This window comes from Streptomyces sp. NPDC085596 (assembly GCF_044541565.1).
Classification (GTDB): domain Bacteria; phylum Actinomycetota; class Actinomycetes; order Streptomycetales; family Streptomycetaceae; genus Streptomyces.
Genome location: NZ_JBITTC010000005.1, coordinates 361,697 through 385,866 on the forward strand (window position 1 = coordinate 361,697; position 24,170 = coordinate 385,866).

The 24,170-nt window shown below is 69.6% G+C and carries 21 protein-coding genes; 9 read left to right on the top strand and 12 right to left on the bottom strand.

Going from position 1 to position 24,170, the window contains the following annotated elements; all coding sequences use genetic code 11:
- Positions 1-4: 4 nt before the first annotated feature.
- From gyrB to dnaA, 6 genes are all read right to left on the bottom strand, one after another.
- A complete protein-coding gene (gene gyrB / locus ACIGA3_RS17755; protein ID WP_399716224.1) occupies positions 5-2,074 on the bottom strand; it encodes a DNA topoisomerase (ATP-hydrolyzing) subunit B in 2,070 nt (689 codons plus the stop codon).
- A gap of 381 nt (positions 2,075-2,455) precedes the next feature.
- Entirely contained in the window at positions 2,456-3,004 is a 549-nt protein-coding gene (locus ACIGA3_RS17760; protein ID WP_399716227.1) for a DUF721 domain-containing protein, read from the bottom strand.
- Positions 3,001-4,122, bottom strand: a complete 1,122-nt coding sequence (recF, locus tag ACIGA3_RS17765; protein ID WP_399716229.1) for a DNA replication/repair protein RecF — start codon at positions 4,120-4,122, stop codon at positions 3,001-3,003. Before recF ends, ACIGA3_RS17760 begins: the two co-directional genes overlap by 4 nt.
- Positions 4,123-4,204: 82 nt before the next feature.
- Entirely contained in the window at positions 4,205-5,086 is an 882-nt protein-coding gene (gene gnd, locus ACIGA3_RS17770; protein ID WP_389004458.1) for a phosphogluconate dehydrogenase (NAD(+)-dependent, decarboxylating), read from the bottom strand.
- A 138-nt stretch (positions 5,087-5,224) separates the two neighbouring features.
- On the bottom strand, positions 5,225-6,355 hold the full coding sequence (gene dnaN, locus ACIGA3_RS17775; RefSeq protein ID WP_030806004.1) for a DNA polymerase III subunit beta: 1,131 nt from the start codon (positions 6,353-6,355) through the stop codon (positions 5,225-5,227).
- 1,153 nt (positions 6,356-7,508) lie between these two features.
- Positions 7,509-9,446 carry a chromosomal replication initiator protein DnaA gene (gene dnaA / locus ACIGA3_RS17780; protein WP_399716232.1) on the bottom strand — a complete coding sequence of 646 codons (1,938 nt, stop codon included), beginning with the start codon at positions 9,444-9,446 and terminating at the stop codon, positions 7,509-7,511.
- A 405-nt stretch (positions 9,447-9,851) separates the two neighbouring features.
- On the opposite strand from dnaA, the gene rpmH reads away from it, so the two are divergent.
- From rpmH to ACIGA3_RS17825, 9 genes are all read left to right on the top strand, one after another.
- Positions 9,852-9,989, top strand: a complete 138-nt coding sequence (gene rpmH / locus ACIGA3_RS17785) for a 50S ribosomal protein L34 (protein ID WP_064728817.1) — start codon at positions 9,852-9,854, stop codon at positions 9,987-9,989.
- Positions 9,990-10,010: 21 nt separating this feature from the next.
- On the top strand, positions 10,011-10,382 hold the full coding sequence (gene rnpA, locus ACIGA3_RS17790) for a ribonuclease P protein component (protein WP_399716235.1): 372 nt from the start codon (positions 10,011-10,013) through the stop codon (positions 10,380-10,382).
- The gene (gene yidD, locus ACIGA3_RS17795) at positions 10,379-10,741 is read left to right on the top strand and encodes a membrane protein insertion efficiency factor YidD (protein WP_030806014.1); all 363 of its coding nucleotides are present in this window, start codon (positions 10,379-10,381) and stop codon (positions 10,739-10,741) included. The genes rnpA and yidD overlap by 4 nt, the downstream gene beginning before the upstream one ends.
- A gap of 3 nt (positions 10,742-10,744) precedes the next feature.
- A complete protein-coding gene (yidC, locus tag ACIGA3_RS17800) occupies positions 10,745-12,049 on the top strand; it encodes a membrane protein insertase YidC (RefSeq protein WP_399716238.1) in 1,305 nt (434 codons plus the stop codon).
- A 15-nt stretch (positions 12,050-12,064) separates the two neighbouring features.
- Positions 12,065-12,577 (top strand): protein jag, encoded by a 513-nt coding sequence (locus ACIGA3_RS17805; RefSeq protein ID WP_399716240.1) that lies wholly within the window; start codon positions 12,065-12,067, stop codon positions 12,575-12,577.
- A gap of 117 nt (positions 12,578-12,694) precedes the next feature.
- Positions 12,695-13,411 carry a 16S rRNA (guanine(527)-N(7))-methyltransferase RsmG gene (gene rsmG, locus ACIGA3_RS17810; protein ID WP_399570095.1) on the top strand — a complete coding sequence of 239 codons (717 nt, stop codon included), beginning with the start codon at positions 12,695-12,697 and terminating at the stop codon, positions 13,409-13,411.
- A gap of 344 nt (positions 13,412-13,755) precedes the next feature.
- Positions 13,756-14,829, top strand: a complete 1,074-nt coding sequence (locus tag ACIGA3_RS17815) for a ParA family protein (RefSeq protein ID WP_399716244.1) — start codon at positions 13,756-13,758, stop codon at positions 14,827-14,829.
- Positions 14,826-15,920, top strand: a complete 1,095-nt coding sequence (locus ACIGA3_RS17820; RefSeq protein ID WP_399716247.1) for a ParB/RepB/Spo0J family partition protein — start codon at positions 14,826-14,828, stop codon at positions 15,918-15,920. The genes ACIGA3_RS17815 and ACIGA3_RS17820 overlap by 4 nt, the downstream gene beginning before the upstream one ends.
- A 163-nt stretch (positions 15,921-16,083) precedes the next feature.
- Positions 16,084-16,701, top strand: a complete 618-nt coding sequence (locus tag ACIGA3_RS17825; protein WP_399716250.1) for a GNAT family N-acetyltransferase — start codon at positions 16,084-16,086, stop codon at positions 16,699-16,701.
- Positions 16,702-16,819: 118 nt separating this feature from the next.
- On the opposite strand, the gene trxA is transcribed toward ACIGA3_RS17825, so the two are convergent.
- The 6 genes from trxA to murJ all read right to left on the bottom strand — a co-directional run bounded on the left by trxA (position 16,820) and on the right by murJ (position 24,136).
- The gene (gene trxA / locus ACIGA3_RS17830) at positions 16,820-17,152 is read right to left on the bottom strand and encodes a thioredoxin (protein WP_399716253.1); all 333 of its coding nucleotides are present in this window, start codon (positions 17,150-17,152) and stop codon (positions 16,820-16,822) included.
- Between the two features lie 43 nt (positions 17,153-17,195).
- Positions 17,196-18,167 carry a thioredoxin-disulfide reductase gene (trxB, locus tag ACIGA3_RS17835; protein ID WP_399716255.1) on the bottom strand — a complete coding sequence of 324 codons (972 nt, stop codon included), beginning with the start codon at positions 18,165-18,167 and terminating at the stop codon, positions 17,196-17,198.
- 171 nt (positions 18,168-18,338) lie between these two features.
- Complete coding sequence (locus ACIGA3_RS17840; protein WP_399716258.1) at positions 18,339-19,226, bottom strand: anti-sigma factor family protein; 888 nt, start codon at positions 19,224-19,226, stop codon at positions 18,339-18,341.
- On the bottom strand, positions 19,223-19,975 hold the full coding sequence (gene sigM / locus ACIGA3_RS17845) for an RNA polymerase sigma factor SigM (protein WP_399716260.1): 753 nt from the start codon (positions 19,973-19,975) through the stop codon (positions 19,223-19,225). Before sigM ends, ACIGA3_RS17840 begins: the two co-directional genes overlap by 4 nt.
- Positions 19,976-20,001: 26 nt before the next feature.
- Positions 20,002-21,720 carry a protein kinase family protein gene (locus ACIGA3_RS17850; protein WP_399716262.1) on the bottom strand — a complete coding sequence of 573 codons (1,719 nt, stop codon included), beginning with the start codon at positions 21,718-21,720 and terminating at the stop codon, positions 20,002-20,004.
- 118 nt (positions 21,721-21,838) lie between these two features.
- Positions 21,839-24,136, bottom strand: a complete 2,298-nt coding sequence (murJ, locus tag ACIGA3_RS17855) for a murein biosynthesis integral membrane protein MurJ (RefSeq protein WP_399716264.1) — start codon at positions 24,134-24,136, stop codon at positions 21,839-21,841.
- Between the last annotated feature and the right edge of the window lie 34 nt (positions 24,137-24,170).

Genomic DNA, 24,170 nt, shown 5'->3' on the forward strand with positions numbered 1-24,170 from the left:
CGACTCAGATGTCGAGGAAGCGGACGTCCTTGGCATTGCGCTGGATGAACTGGCGGCGGGCTTCGACGTCCTCGCCCATCAGGACCGAGAAGAGGTCGTCGGCCTGGGCGGCGTCGTCGAGGGTGACCTGGCCGAGGACGCGGAGGTCGATGTCCATCGTGGTCACACGCAGCTCCTCGGCGTTCATCTCGCCAAGGCCCTTGAAGCGCTGGATCGAGTCCTCGCGGACCCGCTTGCCACGCTGACGGCCGATCTCGAGCAGGGCGTCCCGCTCGCGGTCGGAGTACGCGTACTCGAAGTCGTCCCGGCCCCACTTGATCTTGTACAGCGGCGGACGCGACAGGTAGACGTGCCCGGCCTCGATCAGGGGCCGCATGAAGCGGAACAGGAAGGTCAGCAGCAGGGTGTTGATGTGCTGGCCGTCGACGTCGGCGTCCGCCATCAGGATGATCTTGTGATAGCGGAGCTTCTGGATGTCGAAGTCCTCGTGCACACCCGTGCCGAAGGCGGAGATCAGTGCCTGGATCTCCTGGTTCTGCAGGATCTTGTCGATCCGCGCCTTCTCGACGTTGAGGATCTTGCCTCGGATCGGGAGGATCGCCTGGTACTCCGGGTTACGGCCCGACTTGGCCGAACCGCCGGCGGAGTCGCCCTCGACGATGAAGATCTCGCACTTGGCCGGGTCGTTCGACTGGCAGTCGGACAGCTTGCCCGGCAGCGCCCCGGACTCCAGCAGGCCCTTGCGCCGGGTGAGGTCACGGGCCTTGCGGGCCGCCACGCGCGCGGTGGCCGCCTGGATGCCCTTGCGGATGATCTCCGCCGCCTCGACCGGGTTGCGGTCCAGCCAGTCGTTGAGGTGCTCGTAGACCGCGCGCTGCACGAAGGTCTTGGCCTCCGTGTTGCCCAGCTTGGTCTTGGTCTGGCCCTCGAACTGCGGCTCGCTCAGCTTGACCGAGATGATCGCGGTCAGGCCCTCGCGGATGTCGTCACCGGTGAGGTTGTCGTCCCGCTCGCGCAGCAGCTTCTTGTCGCGCGCGTACTTGTTGATCAGGGAGGTCAGCGCGGCCCGGAAGCCCTCTTCGTGCGTGCCGCCCTCGTGCGTGTGGATGATGTTGGCGAAGGAGTAGACACCCTCGCTGTATCCGCCGTTCCACTGCATGGCGACCTCGAGGGACAGGCTCTTGTCCTTGTCCTCGGCCTCCAGCGAGATGACGGTCGGGTGCACGACGTCGCCCTTGCGGGAGTTGAGGTACGTCACGAAGTCGACGATGCCGCCGTCGTAGCGGTACGTGACCGACTTGACCTCGGCCTTCTCGTCCGCGCCCGCCTCGTCCGCGCCGCTCGTGGCCTTCGCCGACTCGCGCTCGTCGGTGAGCTTGATCGTCAGGCCCTTGTTGAGGAACGCCATCTCCTGGAAACGCCGCGACAGCGTCTCGAAGGAGTACTCCGTGGTCTCGAAGATCTCCGGGTCGGCCCAGAAGGTGACCGACGTGCCGGTCTCCTCGGTCGCCTCGTTCCGCACCAGCGGCGCCGTGGGGACGCCCATCTTGTAGTCCTGCGTCCAGCGGTAGCCGTCCGTCTTCACCTCGACGGCGACCTTCATGGACAGCGCGTTCACCACGGACACGCCCACACCGTGCAGACCGCCGGAGACGGCGTAACCGCCTCCGCCGAACTTGCCGCCCGCGTGCAGCACGGTCAGCACGACCTCGAGGGCCGGCTTGCCCTCGGAGGCCACGATGCCCACCGGGATGCCTCGGCCGTTGTCCACCACACGGACCCCGCCGTCGGGCAGGATCGTCACGTCGATGGTGTCCGCGTGGCCGGCCAGCGCCTCGTCGACCGAGTTGTCGACGACCTCGTACACCAGGTGGTGCAGACCGCGCTCACCGGTGGAACCGATGTACATGCCGGGGCGCTTGCGGACCGCGTCCAGCCCTTCGAGCACGGTGATGGCACTGGCGTCGTACGAGGTGGAGACGGCTGCCTCGCCGTTGACGCCGGCGTCGGTGGAAGGGATGTTCTCGTTGGGGTTGCCGGAATCGGCCACGAAGCGCCCTTTCTGGCACAGCACGAGCGCTCCTTGGGGGTGCGCGCCCTCCGGGAGGAGGGTTGCCGGAGCGGCTGCGGCATGTTGCGTTGGTAAGCCCTGAATCAGCGTTGCTCAGCTTTCCCGGACGGTCCCCACGTTTGGGGCGGGATCGCCTTCCAGTCTACCGGTAGCGCCGACAGTGATGGGGGTTTGCGGGCACCTGAGTCCGCATGTGCCGCCCTGAACCGGCCTCGACCGGGTCCCGATATAGGGAAGGGTGCTGCGAGGGGCTCACAGCGGCGCTCAGGGCCTCGGGCCGTCAGCCCTTGTCCATCGGGGGGTCGGCCCATGATCGGCCCGTGATCCGTACACCCGTACGGCCGTGGAGTGCCCGCACGCCCCGCTGGTCAGACGTGAGGTACGTCACCCGTAGGTGTCACCCGGACCGGCGCTTCCGGGCGCCCTGAGGGGGCCGTAACGGCGCACCGGAGCACCCGGACCGTTCACCTTGATCATCCGGACCGTGCCGTGCCCGAGGTCCTCGTTCAGCCGGGCCACCAGGGTCGGCGCCAGCAGCCGCAGCTGCGTCGCCCACGCCGTCGAGTCGCAGGCGACCGACAGCACCCGCTCGTCCTCGTCGTACCGCTGCGGCACACAGTGCTTCGCCAGGTCCTCGCCGACGATCTGCGGCCAGCGGCCCATCACCCCGCCGACCGCCGCCGGGGCCTCCCAGCCGCGCTCGTTCAGCAGCCGGTTGATCGCCGCGCCCAGCGCCATCGGATCGCGGCCGTCCGCCCGAGCGCCCGAGCGCAGGCCCCCGCCGCGCCGCACCTGCTTCTTCTGCCGCGCCGCGTCCCCACGCGCGCGTGCCTGCTCCTTCGCGGCCCGCAGCGCCACGCGCGCGAGGTCGACACCGGACGGCTCCTGCGCCTTGCGGTCCTGCCCGTCCCGGGGGGCCTCACCGGCGCTCATGCCGGCTCCACCGTCCCGTCGGCGACCGCGTACCGGGCGCCCGCCAGGACGTGCGGCACGTCGTCGTCCACCGCGGCCGTCACGAGCACCTGCTCGCCGGGCGCGACCAGCTCGGCCAGCCGCTCACGGCGGCGCGCGTCCAGCTCGGCGAAGACGTCGTCCAGGATCAGCACCGGCTCGTTGCCCTCGTCACGCAGCAGGTCGTACGAGGCCAGACGCAGCGCGAGCGCGTAGGACCAGGACTCGCCGTGCGAGGCGTAGCCCTTGGCGGGGAGGCGGCCGAGCCGGAGCACCAGATCGTCCCGGTGCGGGCCGACCAGCGTCACACCCCGCTCGATCTCCTGCTTGCGCGCCTCGGCGAGTGCCGCCAGCAGCTGCTCGGCCAGTTCCTCGCGGGTGTGCGCCGGGCCGGGCGCGGAGGACTTGTAGTCCAGCGCTACGGGGCCGCCACCGGGGGCCAGCTGCTCGTACGCCTTGTCGGCGAGGGGCTGGAGCACCGCGATCAGGTCCAGGCGCTGCGCCAGCAGCTCGGCGCCCGCGCGCGCGAGGTGCTGGTCCCACACGTCGAGCGTGGAGAGGTCCATGGAGCGGCCGCCGTGCCGGCGCGCGAGGGCCGCCGACTTCAGCAGGGTGTTGCGCTGCTTGAGCACCCGCTCGTAGTCGGAGCGGACGCCCGCCATGCGCGGGGAGCGCGCGGTGATCAGCTCGTCCAGGAAACGGCGCCGCTCACCGGGGTCGCCCTTGATCAGCGCCAGGTCCTCGGGCGCGAACAGCACGGTCCGTACGATCCCCAGCACATCACGCGGCCTGGCCTGCGCGGACCGGTTGATCCGGGCCCGGTTGGCGCGGCCGGGGTTCAGCTCCAGCTCGACCAGCTGCTGCCGCTCGCCCTGCCGGACCTGCGCCCGCACGACGGCGCGCTCGGCGCCCATGCGGACCAGGGGGGCGTCGGTGGAGACCCGGTGGCTGCCGAGGGTGGCCAGATAGCCGACGGCCTCGACCAGATTGGTCTTGCCCTGGCCGTTGGGGCCGACGAAGGCGGTGACGCCCGAGCCGAGCGGAACCTCGGCCCGGGCGTACGAGCGGAAGTCGGCCAGCGAAAGATGCGTGACGTGCATGGTCGTTCGCCGACCTCCCTCAACAGCCTGTGGATCGCGGGCGCGACCCTGTGGACCACTTCTTCGTTACGGCTTTTCTTCGTTACGGCTTCTTCTCGACGGCGTGGCCGCCGAACTGGTTGCGCAGCGCGGCGATCATCTTCATCTGCGGCGAGTCGTCCTGCCGCGAGGCGAACCGCGCGAACAGCGACGCGGTGATCGCGGGCAGCGGCACCGCGTTGTCTATCGCGGCCTCCACCGTCCAGCGTCCCTCACCGGAGTCCTGCGCGTAGCCGCGGAGGCCGTCCAGGTGCTCGTCGTCGTCCAGCGCGTTGACCGCGAGGTCGAGCAGCCAGGAGCGGATGACCGTGCCCTCCTGCCAGGAGCGGAAGATCTCGCGGACGTTCTCCACGGAGTCGACCTTCTCCAGCAGCTCCCAGCCCTCGGCGTACGCCTGCATCATGGCGTACTCGATGCCGTTGTGGACCATCTTGGAGAAGTGGCCCGCGCCGACCTTGCCGGCGTGCACGGAGCCGAAGTCACCCTCGGGCTTGAGCGCGTCGAACACGGGGCGCACCTTGGCGACGTTCTCCTCGTCACCGCCGTACATCAGCGCGTAGCCGTTCGCCAGGCCGTGGACACCGCCGGAGACGCCGCAGTCGACGAAGCCTATGCCCTTGGCCGCCAGCTCCTCGGCGTGCTTCTCGTCGTCCGTCCAGCGGGAGTTGCCGCCGTCCACGACCACGTCGCCGGGCTCCAGCAGCTCGCCGAGCCGGTCCACGGTCGCCTGCGTCGCCTCGCCCGCCGGAACCATCACCCAGACCACGCGCGGGGCGCTGAGCTTGCCCACAAGCTCTTCGAGGCTGTGGACGTCCGCGAGGTCCGCGTTGCGGTCGTATCCGATGACGGTGTGGCCTGCGCGGCGGATGCGCTCACGCATGTTGCCGCCCATCTTGCCGAGGCCGACGAGACCGAGCTCCATCAGTTGTTCCTTAGGTCGCTGTGTGGCGTGCCGGGCACGTGGGTGCCCGGCACCGAGCCTAACGGCGGCCCGTCCCGCACAGCTGTGGGCATACGCGCTCATACGTACGCCCCCACCTGGGCTTTTGCCGGGGAGCCCGACTCAGCCGCTCAGCCGCACCGGCATGATCAGGTACTTGTAGGCGTCGTCCGCCTCCGCGTCCAGCGCGGGCTTGCCGCTGAGCAGCGCCGGCTTGGTGGACGTGGTGAACGACAGCTGGGCGACGGGTGAGTCGATCGCGCTCAGGCCGTCCAGCAGGAAGGTCGGGTTGAAGGCGATCGAGATGTCGTCGCCGTCCAGCTGGGCGTCGACCCTTTCCACAGCCTGTGCGTCGTCGCTGGAGCCGGCCTCCAGGATCAGCACGCCTTGCTCGAAGCTCAGCCGCACCGGGGTGTTGCGCTCGGCGACCAGGGCGACGCGCTTGACGGCCTCCACGAAGGGGGCGGTCTCGATCACGGCGACCGAGTTGAACTCCGTCGGGAACAGCGTGCGGTACTTCGGCAGGTCGCCCTCGAGCAGCCGCGTGGTGGTGCGGCGACCGGCGCCCTCGAAGCCGATCAGGCCCTCGCCCGAACCGGAGCCGGAGAGCGCCAGGGTGACGCTGTCACCGGCGCCGAGCGACTTGGCGGTGTCCAGCAGCGTCTTGGCCGGGACCAGGGCGACCGCGGAGGCGTCCGGGTTCTCCGGCTTCCACAGGAACTCGCGGACCGCGAAGCGGTAGCGGTCGGTGGAGGCCAGGGTGACGGTGTCGCCCTCGATCTCGATGCGCACACCGGTGAGGACGGGCAGCGTGTCGTCGCGCCCGGCGGCGATGGCCACCTGGGACGCGGCGGCCGCGAAGACCTCGCCGGGGACGGTGCCCGTGGCGGTCGGCATCTGCGGCAGCGCCGGGTACTCCTCCACCGGCAGGGTGTGGAGGGTGAAGCGGGAGGAGCCGCAGACCACGGTCGCCCGTACACCGTCTGTGGAGATCTCCACCGGCCGGTTGGGCAGCGCGCGGCAGATGTCGGCGAGCAGCCGGCCGGAGACGAGGACGGTGCCCTCCTCCTCGACCTCGGCCTCGACGCCCACCCGGGCGGAGACCTCGTAGTCGAAGCCCGACAGGCTCAGCTGGCCTTCCTCGGCCTTCAGCAGCAGCCCGGCGAGGACAGGCGCCGGCGGACGGGCCGGAAGGCTGCGTGCCGCCCACGCCACTGCCTCCGCGAGTACGTCGCGTTCCACCCGGATCTTCACCGTAAGCCGCCTCCTGCTGTTGCGTCTGAGTCCTCCGACTCGGTGCCGCCGCCCATTGCCGGGGGAAGGACACCGGTGACCAGTCTGACGCACTGCGCTGACAGCAGGTGCCGGTCGGGGTCAAGTCGGGCCGAGCGGCAGCCGGGCTCGAAACAGCGAGTTGTGCACAGGCCCCGCTTCGAAACGGATTCCTAACTCTCTCTAGTTGGAAGTAGTAGTAGGGGCTGTGGATACCGTGGATAACCTCGTTTTCCCAGGTCAGACCCCAAATTTTATCCACTGCCCCTGTGGGCGGAGCCGGTGGAAAACTCGGCCTCTCTGTGGAGAACAGAAAGTTCTGCACACACCGCCCACAGGACAGGGCAAGTTCTCCCCAGCTGCGTCCCCAGGTTTGGCGACGTTTCCCACAGGGTCGGTCGGCAGCTTCGTGTGACGGCTTTCACTCGACGCAGTGACGGAGCCCGTGGAGTTGCCGAACAGTGGACAGTGATGTGGAGAAGCTGGCTTCTGCTGGGGACAACCGCCCCCAACCTGTGGGCCGAGCCGTGGACAACGTTACGCACAGGGTGTGGACGGAGTCTTTGTCCACACCCTGTGGAGATCGTTCGTCCACGAATCCACAGCCCTCTGAGCTGGGCAGACGCCCAACGCCCAGGGTCCCTGTGGACACAGCTTGGGACAACTTCGCAGTCCCCAGGCTGTGGGCGGAAGAAAGTCGGGAAATCTGTGGAGGGAGGCCGTAACCCCACAGGGAATCGAACACAAGGTTGCTGGTGGGACACGGCCCTGCGGGGCTCGGGTGGGGCTCGGGTGGGGCTTGGACGGCGTCGCGGCGGGGGTTGGCGGTGTTTCCGGGTGACTTCGGGGGTCGGTCGCGGGTGCCGGGCGGGCGCCGCGAGGTGGCTCCGCGGGGCGGGTGGGCGCCGTGAGGGGCTTCGGGGGAGCTGAGGGGGTGCTGAGGGGGTGCTTGAGGGGCCGCGGCGGGGCAAAGAGGGCTGCGGCAGGGCCGACGGCCTCGGGGGCGCTTGCGGTCGGCATCCTCGGCCTGAGGGCGGTCACGCACCGCCTTCGCGGCAGACGCTTCGCCGCGGGAACGGCGAAGGGCGCCCCGGAGACCTCCCGGAGCGCCCTCAGAGCTCGTACGCGGCCGGCGTCAGCCGTTCTTGATGCGGTTCGTCAGCTCGGTCACCTGGTTGTAGATCGAGCGCCGTTCGGCCATCAGGGCCCGGATCTTGCGGTCCGCGTGCATGACGGTGGTGTGGTCCCGGCCGCCGAACTGCGCGCCGATCTTCGGCAGCGACAGGTCGGTCAGCTCACGGCACAGGTACATGGCGATCTGCCGGGCGGTGACCAGCGCGCGGCCGCGCGAGGTGCCGCACAGGTCGTCCACCGTGAGCCCGAAGTAGTCCGCGGTGGCCGCCATGATGGCCGTGGCCGTGATCTCCGGGGCGGAGTCCTCGCCGCCGGGGATCAGGTCCTTGAGGACGATCTCGGTGAGCCCCAGGTCCACCGGCTGCCGGTTGAGCGAGGCGAACGCCGTCACCCGGATCAGCGCGCCCTCCAGCTCACGGATGTTCCGCGAGATCCGGGAGGCGATGAACTCCAGCACCTCCGGCGGGGCGTTGAGCTGCTCCTGCACCGCCTTCTTCCGCAGGATGGCGATCCGCGTCTCCAGCTCGGGCGGCTGGACGTCGGTGATCAGGCCCCACTCGAAGCGGTTGCGCAGCCGGTCCTCCAGCGTGACCAGCTGCTTGGGCGGCCGGTCGGAGGACAGCACGATCTGCTTGTTGGCGTTGTGCAGCGTGTTGAAGGTGTGGAAGAACTCCTCCTGCGTCGACTCCTTGTCCGCGAGGAACTGGATGTCGTCGACGAGCAGGATGTCCATCTCCCGGTACCGCTTGCGGAAGCTGTCGCCCTTGCCGTCGCGGATGGAGTTGATGAACTCGTTGGTGAACTCCTCCGAGCTCACGTACCGCACGCGCGTGCCGGGGTACAGGCTGCGCGCGTAGTGCCCGATCGCGTGCAGCAGGTGCGTCTTGCCCAGCCCCGACTCCCCGTAGATGAAGAGGGGGTTGTACGCCTTCGCCGGCGCCTCGGCGACGGCCACCGCGGCCGCGTGCGCGAAGCGGTTGGACGCGCCGATGACGAAGGTGTCGAAGAGGTACTTCGGGTTCAGCCGCGCGGTCGGCTCGCCGGGGCCCCCGGCGGCCGGGGACGAGGAGGACGACGAGCCTGAGCCGCCGCGGCCGGTGGAAGGCAGTTCGGGACGCCCGGTCCCGCCGCCGCGGCGCGGGTGGCCGCTGTCGGACGGCGGCTCGGGCAGCTCGCGGCGGACCGGGTCGCGCTGGTCGTACTCGGCGCGGGGCGCGCCGTACTCCCGGCGCGGTGCGTCGTAGCCGGGGCGCTGCTGCTCGTACCCCTGGCGCTCGCGGCCGGGCGCGCGGTAGTCCGGCGCGCCGTAGGAGTCCTGGGACGGGGAGGCGTAGGGGTCGCGCTCGGGGTAGCCGAGGCGGGGCTGCTGCCAGCCGTAGTCGTCCTGGCCGGAGCGCGGCCAGGCGCCGGGCTCGGGGCGCTGGTACTCGGCCGGGTAGGTGGGGCGGGCCGTCGGCATCCGCTCCTCGCGCCCGGTCGGCGGGCGTTCGCCTCGGCCGGCCGGGCCGTCGCCCGGAAGCTGGTGGTCCTCGGTGCGGCGGCGTCCGTAGCCCTCGTAGGGGCCCGAGGGAAGTTCCGGCTCCTCGTAGCGAGGCTGGGCGCTCTGCTCATGGGCGTCCGGCTGCTCGTGGTCGTCGGACGGCTGCGGGGCCGGGGGGCCACCGACGGAGTCGTCCACGGTGATGGCGATCCGGATGGGACGGCCGCACTCGCGGCTCAGGGTCTCGCTGACGACCGGGGCCAGGCGGCCCTCCAGTACGCCCTTGGCGAATTCGTTCGGCACGGCGAGCAGCGCGGTGTCCGCGACCAGAGCCAGCGGCTGGCAGCGCCTGATCCAGTGCTCGTCCTTGGTCTCGACGCCCTGGCCCCGGCCCTCGCCCAGGAGTTTCTCCAGTACGCGTGGCCACACTGCGGCAAGATCGGCAGGTACGTCAGCCACAGGGCACGCTCTCTCGCAGGTCCCACGAACGTGTGGTTGTGGGATGGGTCGGGATGACAATCAGGTGGACGGGCCGGACTGTGCCGGGCAATCCCGGTCGGGCTGGGACAAGGGAACGAATCGGAGTCCAGCCACGGTAGTCAGGGCGGCGGGTAGGGTTCAAGTTGTTGTCCCCAGCCTGTGGACAGTGTCCCCCGACGGGCGCCGGTTTGACCGGATGGCGTAGCCGCGCGTACCGTGACCAGGTCGAGTTGTCGATGGCTGCTGCCGCCTGCCTCCGATGGGCACAGATCACTTCAGGTGATCGGGAAGCGGTGCACTCGGGCGCGTTGCGAGCTACTCGTGGGCGCACGGTGACAGCCAGGACGGCACCCCGCCACTACCGATTTCTTCTGGAGCCCCCGAGTGAGCAAGCGCACCTTCCAGCCGAACAACCGTCGTCGCGCGAAGACCCACGGCTTCCGGCTGCGTATGCGTACCCGTGCCGGCCGCGCCATCCTGGCGACCCGCCGCAGCAAGGGTCGCACCCGTCTGTCCGCCTGATCCCGATCAGGTCATGACATCGTGCTGCCCTTCGAAAACCGGCTGAGGCGGCGCGAGGACTTCGCATCCGCGGTACGACGAGGACGCCGGGCCGGTCGCCCGACTCTCGTCGTCCACCTTCGTAGCGGTGCCACGAACCCGCACGCGCCTGGGGAGAGCGCTTCCCCGACGCGTGCGGGTTTCGTCGTGAGCAAGGCCGTGGGAAACGCGGTCGTCCGCAACACAGTGAAGCGCAGACTGCGTCACCTGATGCGTGACCGAGTCGCCCTGATTCCCCCCGGTAGCCTGGTAGTCGTACGCGCGCTGCCCGGATCGGGCGACGCGGACCACGCACAGCTGGCCCGAGACCTGGACGCCGCTCTTCAGCGGCTGATGGGAGGGGGCACGCGATGAAGTACCCGCTACTGGCTCTGATCAAGTTGTACCAGTGGACGATCAGTCCGCTGCTGGGGCCGGTGTGCAAGTACTACCCGTCGTGCTCCCACTACGGCTACACGGCCATCGACCGGCACGGTGCCATCAAGGGAACAGCTCTCACGGCCTGGCGCATTCTCCGCTGCAATCCGTGGTCGCTGGGCGGTGTGGACCATGTCCCGCCGCGCAAGCGCCCGCGGTGGCACGAGATGCTGCGCAACGCCTGGGGCGCACGCAAGGGCGGGAACTCCGCCGACCCGGCCACCGAGGCGAAGCTTTCTTCCGAGCCACCTTCGGGCCCGGCCGCAGAGACCTCGTCCCATGCCCAAGGAGCATGATTAGTGGACACGATTGCCAGCTTCTTCAGCTTCATCACGACACCCGTCTCCTGGGTCATCGTCCAGTTCCACACGGTGTACGGGTCCATCTTCGGCCCGGACACGGGGTGGGCCTGGGGCCTGTCCATCGTGTCCCTGGTGGTCCTGATCCGGATCTGCCTGATCCCGCTCTTTGTGAAGCAGATCAAGGCCACGCGGGCGATGCAGACGCTCCAGCCGGAGATGAAGAAGATCCAGGAGCGCTACAAGAACGACAAGCAGCGCCAGTCCGAAGAGATGATGAAGCTGTACAAGGAGTCGGGTACCAACCCGCTCTCCTCGTGCCTTCCCATCCTGGCGCAGTCGCCGTTCTTCTTCGCCCTGTACCACGTGCTCAACGGCATCGCGTCGGGCAAGACCATCGGCGTCATCAACGACTCGCTGCTGGAGAGCGCCCGTAAGGCCCACATCTTCGGTGCCCCGCTCGCGGCGAAGTTCAAGGACGGCGCGGACACCCTCCAAGCGCTCGGTGCCACGGTCACCGATGTGCGGGTCGTCACCGCGATCATGATCATCCTGATGTCGGCGTCGCAGTTCTACACGCAGCGCCAGCTGATGACGAAGAACGTCGACACCTCGGTGAAGACCCCGTTCATGCAGCAGCAGAAGATGCTGATGTACGTCTTCCCGATCATGTTCGCCGTCTTCGGCATCAACTTCCCGGTCGGTGTCCTCATCTACTGGCTGACCACCAACGTGTGGACCATGGGCCAGCAGATGTATGTCATCCGCAACAACCCGACTCCGGGCTCCAAGGCGCAGGCCGCCTACCTGGAGCGGCTGACCGGCCACGTCACGCACCACGGCAAGGTCCGCCGCCGCAGCTCCCGGGTGATCGTCAAGGCGATCGTCGCCAAGGGCCGCGACCGTAACGATGCCGAGCGGAAGTTCATCAACGCCCTCAGCAAGGCGGGACTCACGGCCCAGGCCGACGGCAGCGTGGTCAAGAGCGAGAGCCAGGCCGTCGACCAGGCCGAGGACGGTACGCCCACCGCGGCCGCCGCGGCGCGTCGTCAGCAGCCCAAGCGGCAGAGCAAGTCCCAGCGCCAGTCGGGGCAGAAGCAGCCGCACGAGGCCGAGCCGACTTCCGAGCCGACCCCTGAGCCGGCCTCCGAGCAGGCGCTCTCGCTGAGCAAGTCCGACGAGCCGCAGGACGCCGCGCCCGCGGCCGCCAAGCAGACCCCGAAGCCCGGTTCCGGCACCCGCAGCAAGGCCCAGTCCGGGCAGCGCAAGGGTGGCCAGCGGCCCAAGTCCCCGTCCAAGAAGTAAGAAGGAGCCCATCCCGTGACGGAAGGCACCACCACCGCCGCCGCCGAGGGTGTAGACACCCTCACCCGCCTGGAGCAGGAGGGCGAGATCGCTGCGGACTACCTCGAGGCTCTGCTGGACATCGCCGACCTCGACGGCGACATCGACATGGACGTGGAGGCCGACCGCGCCTCCGTCTCGATCATCAGTGACGCGAGCGGCCGGGATCTGCAGAAGCTGGTCGGCCGGGACGGTGAGGTGCTGGAGGCGCTCCAGGAGCTGACGCGTCTGGCCGTGCACCGCGAGACCGGTGACCGCAGCCGGCTGATGCTGGACATCGCGGGCTTCCGGGCCCAGAAGCGCACTGAGCTGGCCGAGCTGGGCGCCAAGGCGGCCGCCGAGGTCAAGAGCAGCGGCGAGCCCATGAAGCTCAAGCCGATGACGCCGTTCGAGCGCAAGGTCGTCCACGACGCGATCAAGGGTGCGGGACTGCGCAGCGAGTCCGAGGGCGAGGAGCCGCAGCGCTTCGTCGTCGTGCTGCCCGCCTGATCGGCGCCATGGTTCCATCGGCCCCGTCTGACCAACAGACGGGGCCGAAGTTTGTCAGCCTGGTAGTTCTGAGGGCCGGTGCGTGAAGCACCGGCGCGGTACGGAAGGACGGTCCCCGTGACGGAGGCAGCTGAGCTTCCCCCCGCGCCCGAACAGGCGCGGGAAGTGTTTGGCGATCGCTTCGACGATGCGGTCCGCTATGCGGAGCTGCTGGCCGAGGCAGGAGTCCAGCGTGGCCTGATCGGCCCGCGGGAGGTACCCCGCCTGTGGGAGCGGCACCTGCTGAACTGCGCGGTGCTCTCCGAGGCCGTCCCCGAGGGGGTGACGGTGTGCGATGTCGGCTCGGGTGCGGGACTGCCGGGCATTCCGCTGGCCCTGGTGCGTGACGACCTGAACATCACCCTGCTGGAGCCCCTGCTGCGCCGCACCACGTTCCTCACCGAGGTCGTGGAGCTGCTGGGCCTGGACCATGTCACCGTGGTCCGCGGCCGGGCGGAGGAGATGCTGGGCAAGGTGCCGCCGGTCCATGTGGTGACCGCGCGTGCCGTGGCCCCGCTGGACCGGCTGGCGGCCTGGGGCATCCCGCTGCTGCGGCCGTACGGCGAGATGCTGGCGCTCAAGGGTGACACCGCCGAGGAGGAGCTGAAGGCGGCGTCGACCGCGCTCAGCAAGCTCGGTGCGGTGTCGACCTCGGTCCTCCAGGTGGGCGAGGGCGTGGTGGACCCGCTCTCCACGGTGGTCCGGGTGGAGGTCGGTGAGAGTCCTGGCGGTGTGCGGTTCGCCGCCAAGCGGGCCAAGGCGGCCCGGACGAGCCGGACCCGCCGTCGCCGCTGAGTCCTGGGCCACTGAGTTCTAAGCCGCTGAGTCCTGGAGAGTGCGCCCCTGGCTGAGGCCGGGGGCGCTTTCTCTTGCCCGGCTTCCTTGTTCCGTGATCTGCCTCAGCCGGACTAGTCGGCTGGGCGGGCCGGAGTGTCGCAGAGCCCCGGCCCTCGTGGCTGTGCATCGTGTTTCACGTGAAACGTCGCTCTCTGCTGCACGGCATCATCAGCCGCGGTCGCGCCGCGGCAGAACCCCACGACAGGCGGCCTCTTGGTTCACTCGGAGGGGTACCGAAGTTGTCCACAGAGGTGGACTTCTCCACAGAACGCCAGGGCTCACTGGTTCACGCCCCCGAAGGCATGGGAGGCTCTGTTCATTGCGAGCCTGTAGTCGAGGAGAGTGAATCCTTGCGGTCCGACGCCAACATCGCGGGACCGATGACCGATCCGGTCCCCGGTCCCCGTACCGAATCGAGGGAGACGGATGTTTCACGTGAAACACCGCCTCCGATGGACGACACTCCCATCGGTCGTGCGGCCCAAGTGGCGGTCGACGCCCTTGGCCGTGCCGCGGAGGGCATGCCGAGGCCGGAGCAGACCCGAGTCATCGTGGTCGCCAACCAGAAGGGCGGCGTCGGCAAGACGACGACGACCGTCAACCTCGCCGCCTCCCTCGCGCTGCACGGCGGCCGGGTCCTGGTGATCGACCTCGACCCGCAGGGGAACGCCTCCACGGCCCTGGGGATCGACCACCACGCGGAAGTCCCCTCCATCTACGACGTCCTGGTGGACAGCCAGCCGCTCGCCGAGGTCGTCCAGCCCGTCTCTGATGTCGAGGGTCTTTTCTGCGCTCCCGCCACGATCGACCTCGCCGGCGCGGAGATCGAACTGGTCTCCCTGGTGGCCCGTGAGAGCCGGTTGCAGCGCGCGATCCAGGCGTACGAGCAGCCGTTGGACTACATCCTCATCGACTGCCCGCCGTCGCTGGGCCTGTTGACGGTCAACGCACTCGTGGCCGGCCAGGAAGTCCTCATCCCGATCCAGTGCGAGTACTACGCGCTGGAGGGCCTGGGCCAGCTCCTGCGCAACGTCGACCTGGTACGGGGTCACCTCAACCAGTCCCTGCATGTGTCGACGATCCTGCTCACCATGTACGACGGCCGGACACGCCTCGCCTCCCAGGTCGCGGAAGAGGTACGCACCCACTTCGGCGACGAGGTGCTGCGGACGAGCATTCCCCGCTCGGTCCGCATCTCCGAGGCGCCGAGTTATGGACAGACGGTCCTGACCTACGATCCAGGATCGAGTGGCGCGCTCTCCTACCTTGAGGCCGCCCGAGAGATCGCGCTGAGGGGCGTGGGGATCGGCTATGACCCGACCCGGGCTCATCTCGGCACCCAGAACGACCGGAACATGGTGGAGGGGATGCAGTGAGTGATCGACGAAGGGGGCTGGGCCGAGGACTTGGCGCACTGATCCCCGCAGCGCCGACAGAGAAGATCCCGGCTTCGGCCGTGCTGGGCGGTGGATCGCCCGCCTCCTCGGTATCGGGCCCGACGCTGTCGCCCGACCGCAGGCCCACCGGGATCGGCCGCGGCGGTGTCCTGCCGTCGGCGGCCCAGGAGATGGAGGAGGTTCCGGCGAGCCCGGCCGACGAGCGGCCCGCACCGCCCGCCGGGGCCTACTTCGCCGAGCTGTCGATCGAGGCCATCACGCCGAACCCGCGCCAGCCGCGCGAGGTCTTCGACGAGGACGCGCTGAACGAACTGGTCATCTCCATCAAGGAGGTGGGCCTGCTTCAGCCCGTCGTCGTACGGGAACTGGGCGGCGACCGCTATGAACTGATCATGGGTGAGCGCCGTCTGCGCGCCAGCCGTGAGGCGGAACTCGAGACCATCCCGGCGATCGTCCGCGCCACGGACGACGAGAAGCTCTTGCTGGACGCCCTGCTGGAGAACCTGCACCGCGCGCAGCTGAACCCGCTGGAAGAGGCACACGCCTACGACCAGTTGCTCAAGGACTTCAACTGCACGCACGACCAACTGGCCGACCGCATCGGGCGCTCCCGGCCGCAGATCTCCAACACCCTGCGGCTGCTGAAGCTTTCGGCGACCGTGCAGAAGAGGGTTGCCGCAGGCGTGCTCTCGGCGGGGCATGCGCGGGCGCTGCTGTCCGTGGAGGACTCCGAGGAGCAGGACCGGCTGGCACACCGCATCGTGGCCGAGGGGCTGTCGGTGCGGGCCGTCGAGGAGATCGTGACGCTGATGGGGTCGCGGCCGCAGGGGACCCAGCGTGCCAAGGGACCGCGGGCCGGCGCTCTGGTCTCCCCGGCGCTGAGCGGTCTGGCGACGCGGCTCTCCGACCGGTTCGAGACCCGCGTGAAGGTCGATCTCGGCCAGAAAAAGGGCAAGATCACCGTCGAGTTCGCTTCGGTGGAGGATCTGGAACGCATCCTCGGCACGCTGGCTCCTGGTGAGGGGCCGATCCTGCCTAAGGGGTCCCAGGAGAACGAGTCCGAGGAGTAGCACTCCGGGAGGGCGTCCAGTCAGTGGGACTGCGAGAGCGGGCCGTGTCCGGTGTGTACCGGAACACGGTCCGCTCTTTGCTTTGCGCCGGTATCGAGGGAATCGCATCGTGGATACGATGCGAGCGGATGTGACGCGGCGAAGGAAGCGAGGAACAGCTTTCATGGGGCGTCGGCTCGTACCGCTCACGCTGGACAACCTTCAGGACCTCCCCCAGCGGTGCCGCTCGTGCGTCTTCTGGGAGCTGGACCCCGTCAGCGCCGAAGCCGCCGTGCGTGCGGGCACCACGGAGATGGAGAAGGAGTCCTGGATCTCCGCCGTCCTGCTGGACTGGGGCTCGTGCGGCCGCGTGGCCTATGTCGATGACGTACCGGTCGGCTTTGTGCTCTACGCCCCGCCCGCTTATGTCCCACGCGCGACGGCGTTCCCTACGAGCCCGGTCTCCCCGGACGCCGTGCAGCTCATCACGTCGTTCATCATGCCCGGCTACCAGGGGCAGGGGCTGGGGCGGGTACTGGTGCAGGCGGTCGCCAAGGACCTGCTGCGCCGGAACTTCAAGGCCATCGAGGCGTTCGGCGACACCCGCTGGAAAGAGCCCGCCTGCCTGCTGCCCGCCGATCATCTCCTCGCCGTCGGCTTCAAGACGGTGCGGCAGCACTCCAGGCACCCCCGGCTGCGCCTGGAACTGCGCTCGGCGCTGTCCTGGAAGGACGACGTCGAGCTGGCCCTCGACCGGCTGCTGGGCGCGGTGCACAAGGAGCCCGCGCTGCGCCCGCTGTGAAGGTCTTCGCGGTTTCCGGGTGAGGAACATACTGATGCGGAACATACGGATCGGAACATGGCGAAGGGGCCGACCCTGATGGGCCGGCCCCTTCGTGAGCCATGTTTCACGTGAAACGTCAGCTGGTGATGAAGTCGTCCAGGTCGCGGACGAGCGCCGCCTTCGGCTTGGCACCGACGATCGTCTTGACGACCTCGCCGCCCTGGTAGACGTTCAGCGTCGGAATGGACATGACGCCGTACTTGGCGGCCGTGGCCGGGTTCTCGTCGATGTTCAGCTTGACGATCTGGATCTTGTCGCCGTGCTCGGCGGCGATGGCCTCCAGGGACGGAGCGATCTGGCGGCACGGACCGCACCACTCGGCCCAGAAGTCCACCAGGACGGGCTTGTCGCTCTTGAGGACATCCTCGTCGAAGGAGTCGTCAGTCACTTTCTTCACGGTGCCGGCCACAGCGGGCTCCTCACTTGATCATTCGGGGGGGGATGGGGGTAAGTCAGACGGCGGTCTTCTCGGGCTCGGCGTGGCCGTCCTCGTCCAGCAGGGACGCGAGGTAGCGCTCGGAGTCCAGGGCCGAGGCGCAGCCGGTGCCGGCCGCGGTGATCGCCTGGCGGTAGGTGTGGTCGACCACGTCACCCGCGGCGAAGACGCCGGGCAGGTTGGTCCGGGTGGAGGGCGCGTCCACCTTGAGGTAGCCCTCCGCGTCCAGATCCAGCTGGCCCTTGAAAAGCTCGGTGCGCGGGTCGTGGCCAATGGCGATGAACAGACCCGTGACGGGCAGGTCGGACAGCTCGCCGGTCTTGAGGTTGCGGAGCTTCAGCCCGGTGAGCTTCTTCTCGCCCAGGATCTCGACGACCTCGCTGTCCCAGGCGAACTTGATCTTCGGGTCGTTGAAGGCACGCTCCTGCATCGCCTTGGAGGCGCGCAGGGTGTCCCGGCGGTGGACGATCGTCACGGACTTGGCGAACCGGGAGAGGAAGGTGGCTTCCTCCATCGCGGTGTCGCCACCGCCGATCACGGCGATGTCCTGGTCCCGGAAGAAGAAGCCGTCACAGGTGGCACACCACGAGACGCCCCGGCCGGACAGCGCGTCCTCGTTGGGCAGCGCGAGCTTGCGGTGCTGGGAGCCGGTGGCGACGATGACGGCCTTGGCCCGGTGGACCGTACCCGCGGTGTCGGTGACGGTCTTCACGTCGCCGGTCAGGTCGACGGATACGACGTCGTCCGGGAGCAGCTCGGCGCCGAAACGCTCGGCCTGCGCCCGCATGTTGTCCATCAGCTCGGGGCCCATGATGCCGTTGGGGAAGCCCGGAAAGTTCTCCACCTCGGTGGTGTTCATCAGCGCGCCACCGGCGGTGACGGCACCCTCGAACACCAGGGGCTTCAGGGACGCACGCGCGGTGTACAGCGCCGCCGTGTAGCCCGCGGGCCCGGAGCCGATGATGATCACATTACGGACGTCGCTCACGGGTTGGTTCCTCGTCTCTGGTCTGTCTCAGCCGACCGGTGGGAGTCCCTGCCGGGACTCTCACACCACCCAACCGATCCTAAGGGGCGCACATTCCCCTGATGTCCGGCCACGCGACGGCTCACACCGTACGGGCGAGGGGAGGCGGACCGAGATCACGCCCGCGCCGTCTCAGGGACGGGCGAGAGACTGCTTCAGCAGCACAACGCCGGCGGAGGCGGGGCGCCGGGTCGTGCAGGAGGCATCGACCACATAGGCCGTGACCCGCTTGCTGTCGGCCTTGTCGGGCACCACGACGAGGTAGGCACTCTTGTCGGCGTAGGTGCCGCTCTTCGCCCCGAGAACCGTTTCACCGGAGCTGATCGCTCGCCGGACGCAGTCGGGTACCGGGATCTCGGTCTGGATCAGCGTGTTCGCGCTCTGCGTAGGACCCGAGGGGCCCAGGTCCGTCTCCGCGTCCTGCTGCGGGCGCTGACTGCCCCGCTGAAGCCCCTGGCGGGCGGTGAGCAGGTCCGTCACCTGACTCTTGACGCTGACCCCGGAGAAGGCACCGACGACCGGTGAGGCCGCGCTCTGCGCCGTCTTGTCGGACGAACCGCTGTCGAGGGACTGCACGAGCAGGGACCCGGCCCCGAGCATGGCAGCGGTGAGTACGGCGCCCAGCGCGGCTGTCCTGCGGCGGCTCCGGCCACGCTCCTTCCGGCCGGGGCCGGTGGTGGCGCGTGAGCGCTTGGCGGGACGTTCCGGCGGGGTCGGTGTTTCACGTGAAACACGACAGCCGGGGGTGGTGGTGTCCGTCTGCGCGTGCTGTTCCGCTGCCTCGGCGGAGAGGGCGGCGTCGATCCGGCCAGCGATGTCCATGGGCATCGGGGGCACGTCCGGAACGGTGCCCAGCAGCCCCTGGATCTCGGTCAGCGCGGCGAGAACCTCCGCGCACGGCTCGCACCCCTCCACGTGGCGCCGCAGCTCCGCGCTGCGGGACGGCGGAAGGAGCCCTTCGGTCAGGTCGGAGATCTCGGCGACATCCGGGTGCCCGGTCGTGTCCGTCGAGGACGTCATGCTCGCCCACCTCCGCCCTTCACGACGGCTGAACCACTCGGCCCGGAGTCTTCGGTTCCCTCGCCCGCAGATCCTGTCGCAGGTGGGACGGATGCCCCGTGCACCCGGTTCCGTCCCGCCACGGGTTCTTTTCCACCGTCAGGGGCGGCGGCGCCGCTTCTCTCACCCGGGGCGCCGGGTCGCAGGTGGGCGAGCAGAGGGAGGAGCCTGGCCCGGCCCCGTGCGCACCGGCTCTTCACCGTCCCGGTGGGCACGTCCAGAATCCGGGCCGCCTCGGCGACGGGGTAGCCCTGCATGTCCACCAGGACCAGTGCGGCCCGCTGCTCGGCGGGAAGGGTGCCCAGGGCTTCGAGGAGCTGACGGTGGAGGTCGTTGCGCTCGGCCGGGGCGGAAGCCGACTCGTGCGGCTCCAACAGCTGTTCCAGGCGCTCGGTGTCGTCGACGGGCGCGGTCTTCCGCGAGGCCGCCTTGCGGATGCGGTCCAGGCAGGCGTTCACGGTGATCCGGTGCAGCCAGGTCGTGACGGCCGACTGCCCGCGGAAGGTGTGCGCGGCCCGGTAGGCCGACACCAGCGCGTCCTGCACCGCGTCGGCGGCCTCCTCGCGGTCCCCCAGTGTCCGCAGCGCGACCGCCCACAGCCGGTCCCGGTGCCTCCGGACGATCTCACCGAAGGCATCGGGTTCACCCTGCACATGACGGGCGAGCAGATCCTCGTCCCGCACCTCGCCGTACCGACTACCGCCTGCCATCGTCCCCCTCCGACTCGGATGAGACGTCAGCCCGTGAAATGTACTTCGGTGATGGCCTGCTTGTAGCCCGCGTTCGAGTAGGTGGCCGCGTCGTAACCGGACATGGGAACAGCCGTCAGCCAGACCAGGACGTACCGCGTCTTCACCGGCTTGTCAGGCTTCACCGTGGCGGTGGAACCCGAGGTGGTGCTGCTGCCGACCTTGTGCATCGAGTCCAGCGACACCGGTGCCGAGTCGGCCGTGTAGAGGTCGACCGTCGTGTGATCCCCGGAGTAACGCAACCCGATCGTGGCGGCGTCGAGGTCCTTCTCCGAGCCGAGGTCATAGACGATGCCCACACCCGGCTTGAGGGGGGCGATCTGAGGACCCTGGGTGAAGCTCTTGGTCCGCCAGGCCGTCGACGGGTCCCCGTCATAGGTCTTGGCGACATCGGCCGGGTGCTGGGCGCCACCCTCGGCGACGAACTCCTGGGCACCCTGGATCTTCACCGGTTGCGGCGCCACCTTGGCCGCGCCCTTGTCGCCGTCGTCCTGGGTCTGGGTGGTGTCGGTGTTGTTGGAGTTGTCGCCGCGGTTCATCAGGGCGTCCGCCAGCTGCCAGCTGCCGAGGCCGAGCGCGGCGATGAGCAGTGCGGAGACCGCCCACTTCAGCGCCTTGCCCGTCCGGCTCTGGAGCGGGGGCGGCGGAGCCGCTACGGGCTGCGTGACACCGGGATGCGCCGAGGTACGGCCGTAGGTGCCCTGCTGGTAGGTCGTGCGCTGGTACTCCGGCGGACGGGTGAACGCGGGCTCCGGCGGCCGGACGCGGGGCATCTCGCCGATCGCCTTGACCAGCTCCTCCGGCGTGGTGCACGCGGCCTCGTGCCGGGAGGCGGTGGCGCCGTCGTTGACGAGCGCGCGCATCGCCAGCTCGGACAGGCCCCGGTGGATTCCGGCGCGCACCTGGTCCGGCGCGATGAGGCCGACGTCCTTGGGCAGGCCGGCCAGGCCGTACGCGTCGCTCTCGTAGGGCCAGCGCTGTGTCAGCGCCGCGTACAGCAGGGCGCCGATCGCCTCGGTGTCGGTGCGCTGGGGAGTGTCGGAGCCGACGCCGCGCAGGACGGCGTTCACGGCGAGGCCGCGGATACGCCACTGCCCGGAGGAGGTGCGCAGGACCGCGTTCGGGTTCAGCCGCAGATGGGCGAGGCCCTCGCGGTGGGCGGCCGCCATGGCGGCCGCTACCTGGCTGACCATCTGGTAGGCGTCGTGCGGCTCCATCGGGCCGGCCGCGAGCAGCGCGGTCAGCTCGGTGGCGTCGGGCAGCCACTCGTGCACCACGTAGACGAGGTCGTTCTCCTCGACCGCGTCGAGGACCTGCACGAAGCGCGGATCGCCGAGCAGCGCCGCCGAACGGGCGGCCGCCAGCACGGCACGGGCGCGTACGTGGTCGGCGGGCAGGATGTGCACACCGACGGCTCGCCGCAGTTTCTCGTCGACCGCGCGCCAGCTGCTGAATCCGTCCAGACGGGTGACGCACTCCTCGAGGCGGTAACGCCTGGCGAGTTTGTGACCGCTGTGCAGCTCAGTGGGCGAAGACGTCCTGCCGGGGTCTTCCGCCCCGCCGCTCCCCTGCGCCTGGTCGATGTCCGTGTCCCGCTCCGGGTTCTTGGCCACCCCGTCGGCCGTGGCCTGATCCGCCTTGGCGGTCAGCGGCTCGTCACCGCTGTTGTCTGCCACGTCGACGGCAGCCGTGCTCCGTTCCGCCACCGTCGTCCCTGCCTCCCCATCCGTTGCACGCTGTCCGACGCCGAAACCAATTGTGCCCACAGTCCGCCGCAATGCACGACACGCAGAGGGGGACGATGGTTGTGCGACTACCCCCGCCTCAACGCCCCAGACGCCCGCGAACCATGCCGACGAGCGAATTGAGCTCGTCGATCCGCATACGGCGCGCGGCCACGAAGAAGACGCCCAGCAGTACCGCACCACCCGCCACAAGCGCAACGAGCGAGCCGAAGACACCCTGTCCGAGGGAGTGCCCGATGCCGTAGCAGGCCGCGCCGCTGAGCAGCGCTGCCGGAACCGAGGCGATCGCCAGGCGCGCGTATGTCCGCAGCACCCGGGAGCCGTCCAGGTCGCCGCCCAGCCGCTTGCGCAGGCGCCGCCAGGCGATACCGACGCCGATGGCGTAGGAGAGGCCGTACACGGCCGCCATGCCCGCTACCGCCCAGCGGGACGGGAGCAGGAAGTAGCAGAGCGCGGAGGCGCCCGCGTTGACCGCCGCCACGATGACCGTGTTGTAGAAGGGGGTGCGGGTGTCTTCGTACGCGTAGAAGGCTCGCAGGACGACGTACTGCACCGAGTACGGGATCAGGCCGAGGCCGAAGGCCATCAGCATGAAGCCCATGTTGGTGGCCGAGCTGGTGCCCGAGGAGCCGAAGATCAGCGTGCACATCGGGATGCCGAGCGAGACGAAGCCGAAGGCGATGGGCACGATGGCCACCGCCGTGGTGCGCAGGCCCTGCGAGATGTCGTCGCGGACGGCGCCGCCGTCGCCCTCGGCGGCCGAGCGCGACAGCCGCGGCAGCAGCGCGGCCATGAGGGACACGGTGATGATGGCCTGCGGCAGACCCCAGATCAGCTGGGCATTGGCGTAGGCGGAGAAGCCCGCGCCCTTGATCCCGGAGTCCTTTCCGGCGGCGGTGGAGAGCTGGGTGACGACCATGGCGCCCGCCTGGTTGGCGAGCACGAACAGCACCGTCCACTTGGCGAGCATCGCGGCCTTGCCCAGGCCGTGGCCCCGCCAGTCGAACCGGAGCCGGATACGGAAGCCGGTCTCACGCAGGTACGGGATCATCGCCAGGGCCTGCACGACGAGACCGAGCAGGATGCCGATGCCCAGCAGGCGCTGGCCTTCCTGCGGGATGTTGTTGACGGTCATGTGGGAGTTGGCCGCGGAGCCGTAGACCCACAGGAACATGCCGAGCGTGACGATGATGACGATGTTGTTCAGGACCGGGGTCCACATCATCGCGCCGAACTTGCCGCGTGCGTTCAGGATCTGACCCATCACCACGTGGATGCCCATGAAGAAGATCGAGGGCAGGAAGTAGCGGGTGAAGGTGACCGCCACCTCGTTGGCCGCCGGGTCGGTGGCGATCGGGTCCGACAGCACACGCACCAGGTACGGCGCGCCGAGCATCGTCAGTGCGGTCAGCGCGGCGAGCGCGACCATCACGAGGGTCAGCAGCCGGTTGGCGAAGGCCTCGCCGCCGTCCTCGTCCTCCTTCATCGATCGCACAAGCTGGGGCACGAAGACGGAGTTGAGGCCGCCGCCGACGGTCAGGATGTAGATCATCGTGGGCAGCTGGTAGGCGACCTGGAAGGAGTCGCCGAGGACGCCGAGGCCCAGCGCCGCGACGATCATCGCGGAGCGGACGAAGCCGGTGAGCCGCGACACCATCGTGCCCGCGGCCATGACGGCGCTGGAGCTGAGCAGCCCGGAGGCGCGCCCCTTCGCCGGGGCCGGCGCCGGTGGGGCGGGGGTCTCCACGGGGCCGGAGGGCCCGGCCGGGGCGGGTACGGGTGGCTGCATGGGGTTCCCGGAGGCTGCCTGGTACGGGGTTCCGCCACCGCCGTGGTGCGCGGGGCTCTGGGTGTGGGGCGGCGGGTACGCGCCGCCGGCGCCCTGGCCCGCGCGGGCCGACGCGGCGGAGCCGCTGTGCTGCTGGTCCCGCAGGAGGTGCGCGAACGCGTCCGGCTCGTGGTATTCCTCGCCGGAGTGCGAGACCAGGTCGTCCACGCCGACGAACTGGGTCGTGCGCGGGTGATCGCCGTACGGCAGGTGCTGGGTGGCGTCGCCCTCCGGCTCGGGCGCCGGGGTCTTGGCCCACACGCGCGGGTCGGGGGAGTACGAGGACTGCGACGGGGGTGCGTAGAGCGGCTGGCGCTGCTCGTAGGTGCCCGGAGGCGGCGGCGGATGCGCGGCGCGGTCGTAGAGCGCCTCGGCGACCGGGTCCTGGGCGGAGAGGTCCCGCGCCCGGTAGGGGTCCTGGTCGTAGGCGTCCTGGAGGTACATGTCCGCCGCGGGCTGCGGCGGCTCGTGGCCGGGCTCGGACGGGGTTTCGGGCCGGCCCGAGTCGGCGGCATCCCCGCCGCGGTCACCGTCGTACGGCGCGTTCATGGTTGCCCCACCTCATCGTCCCTGGCCACACGGG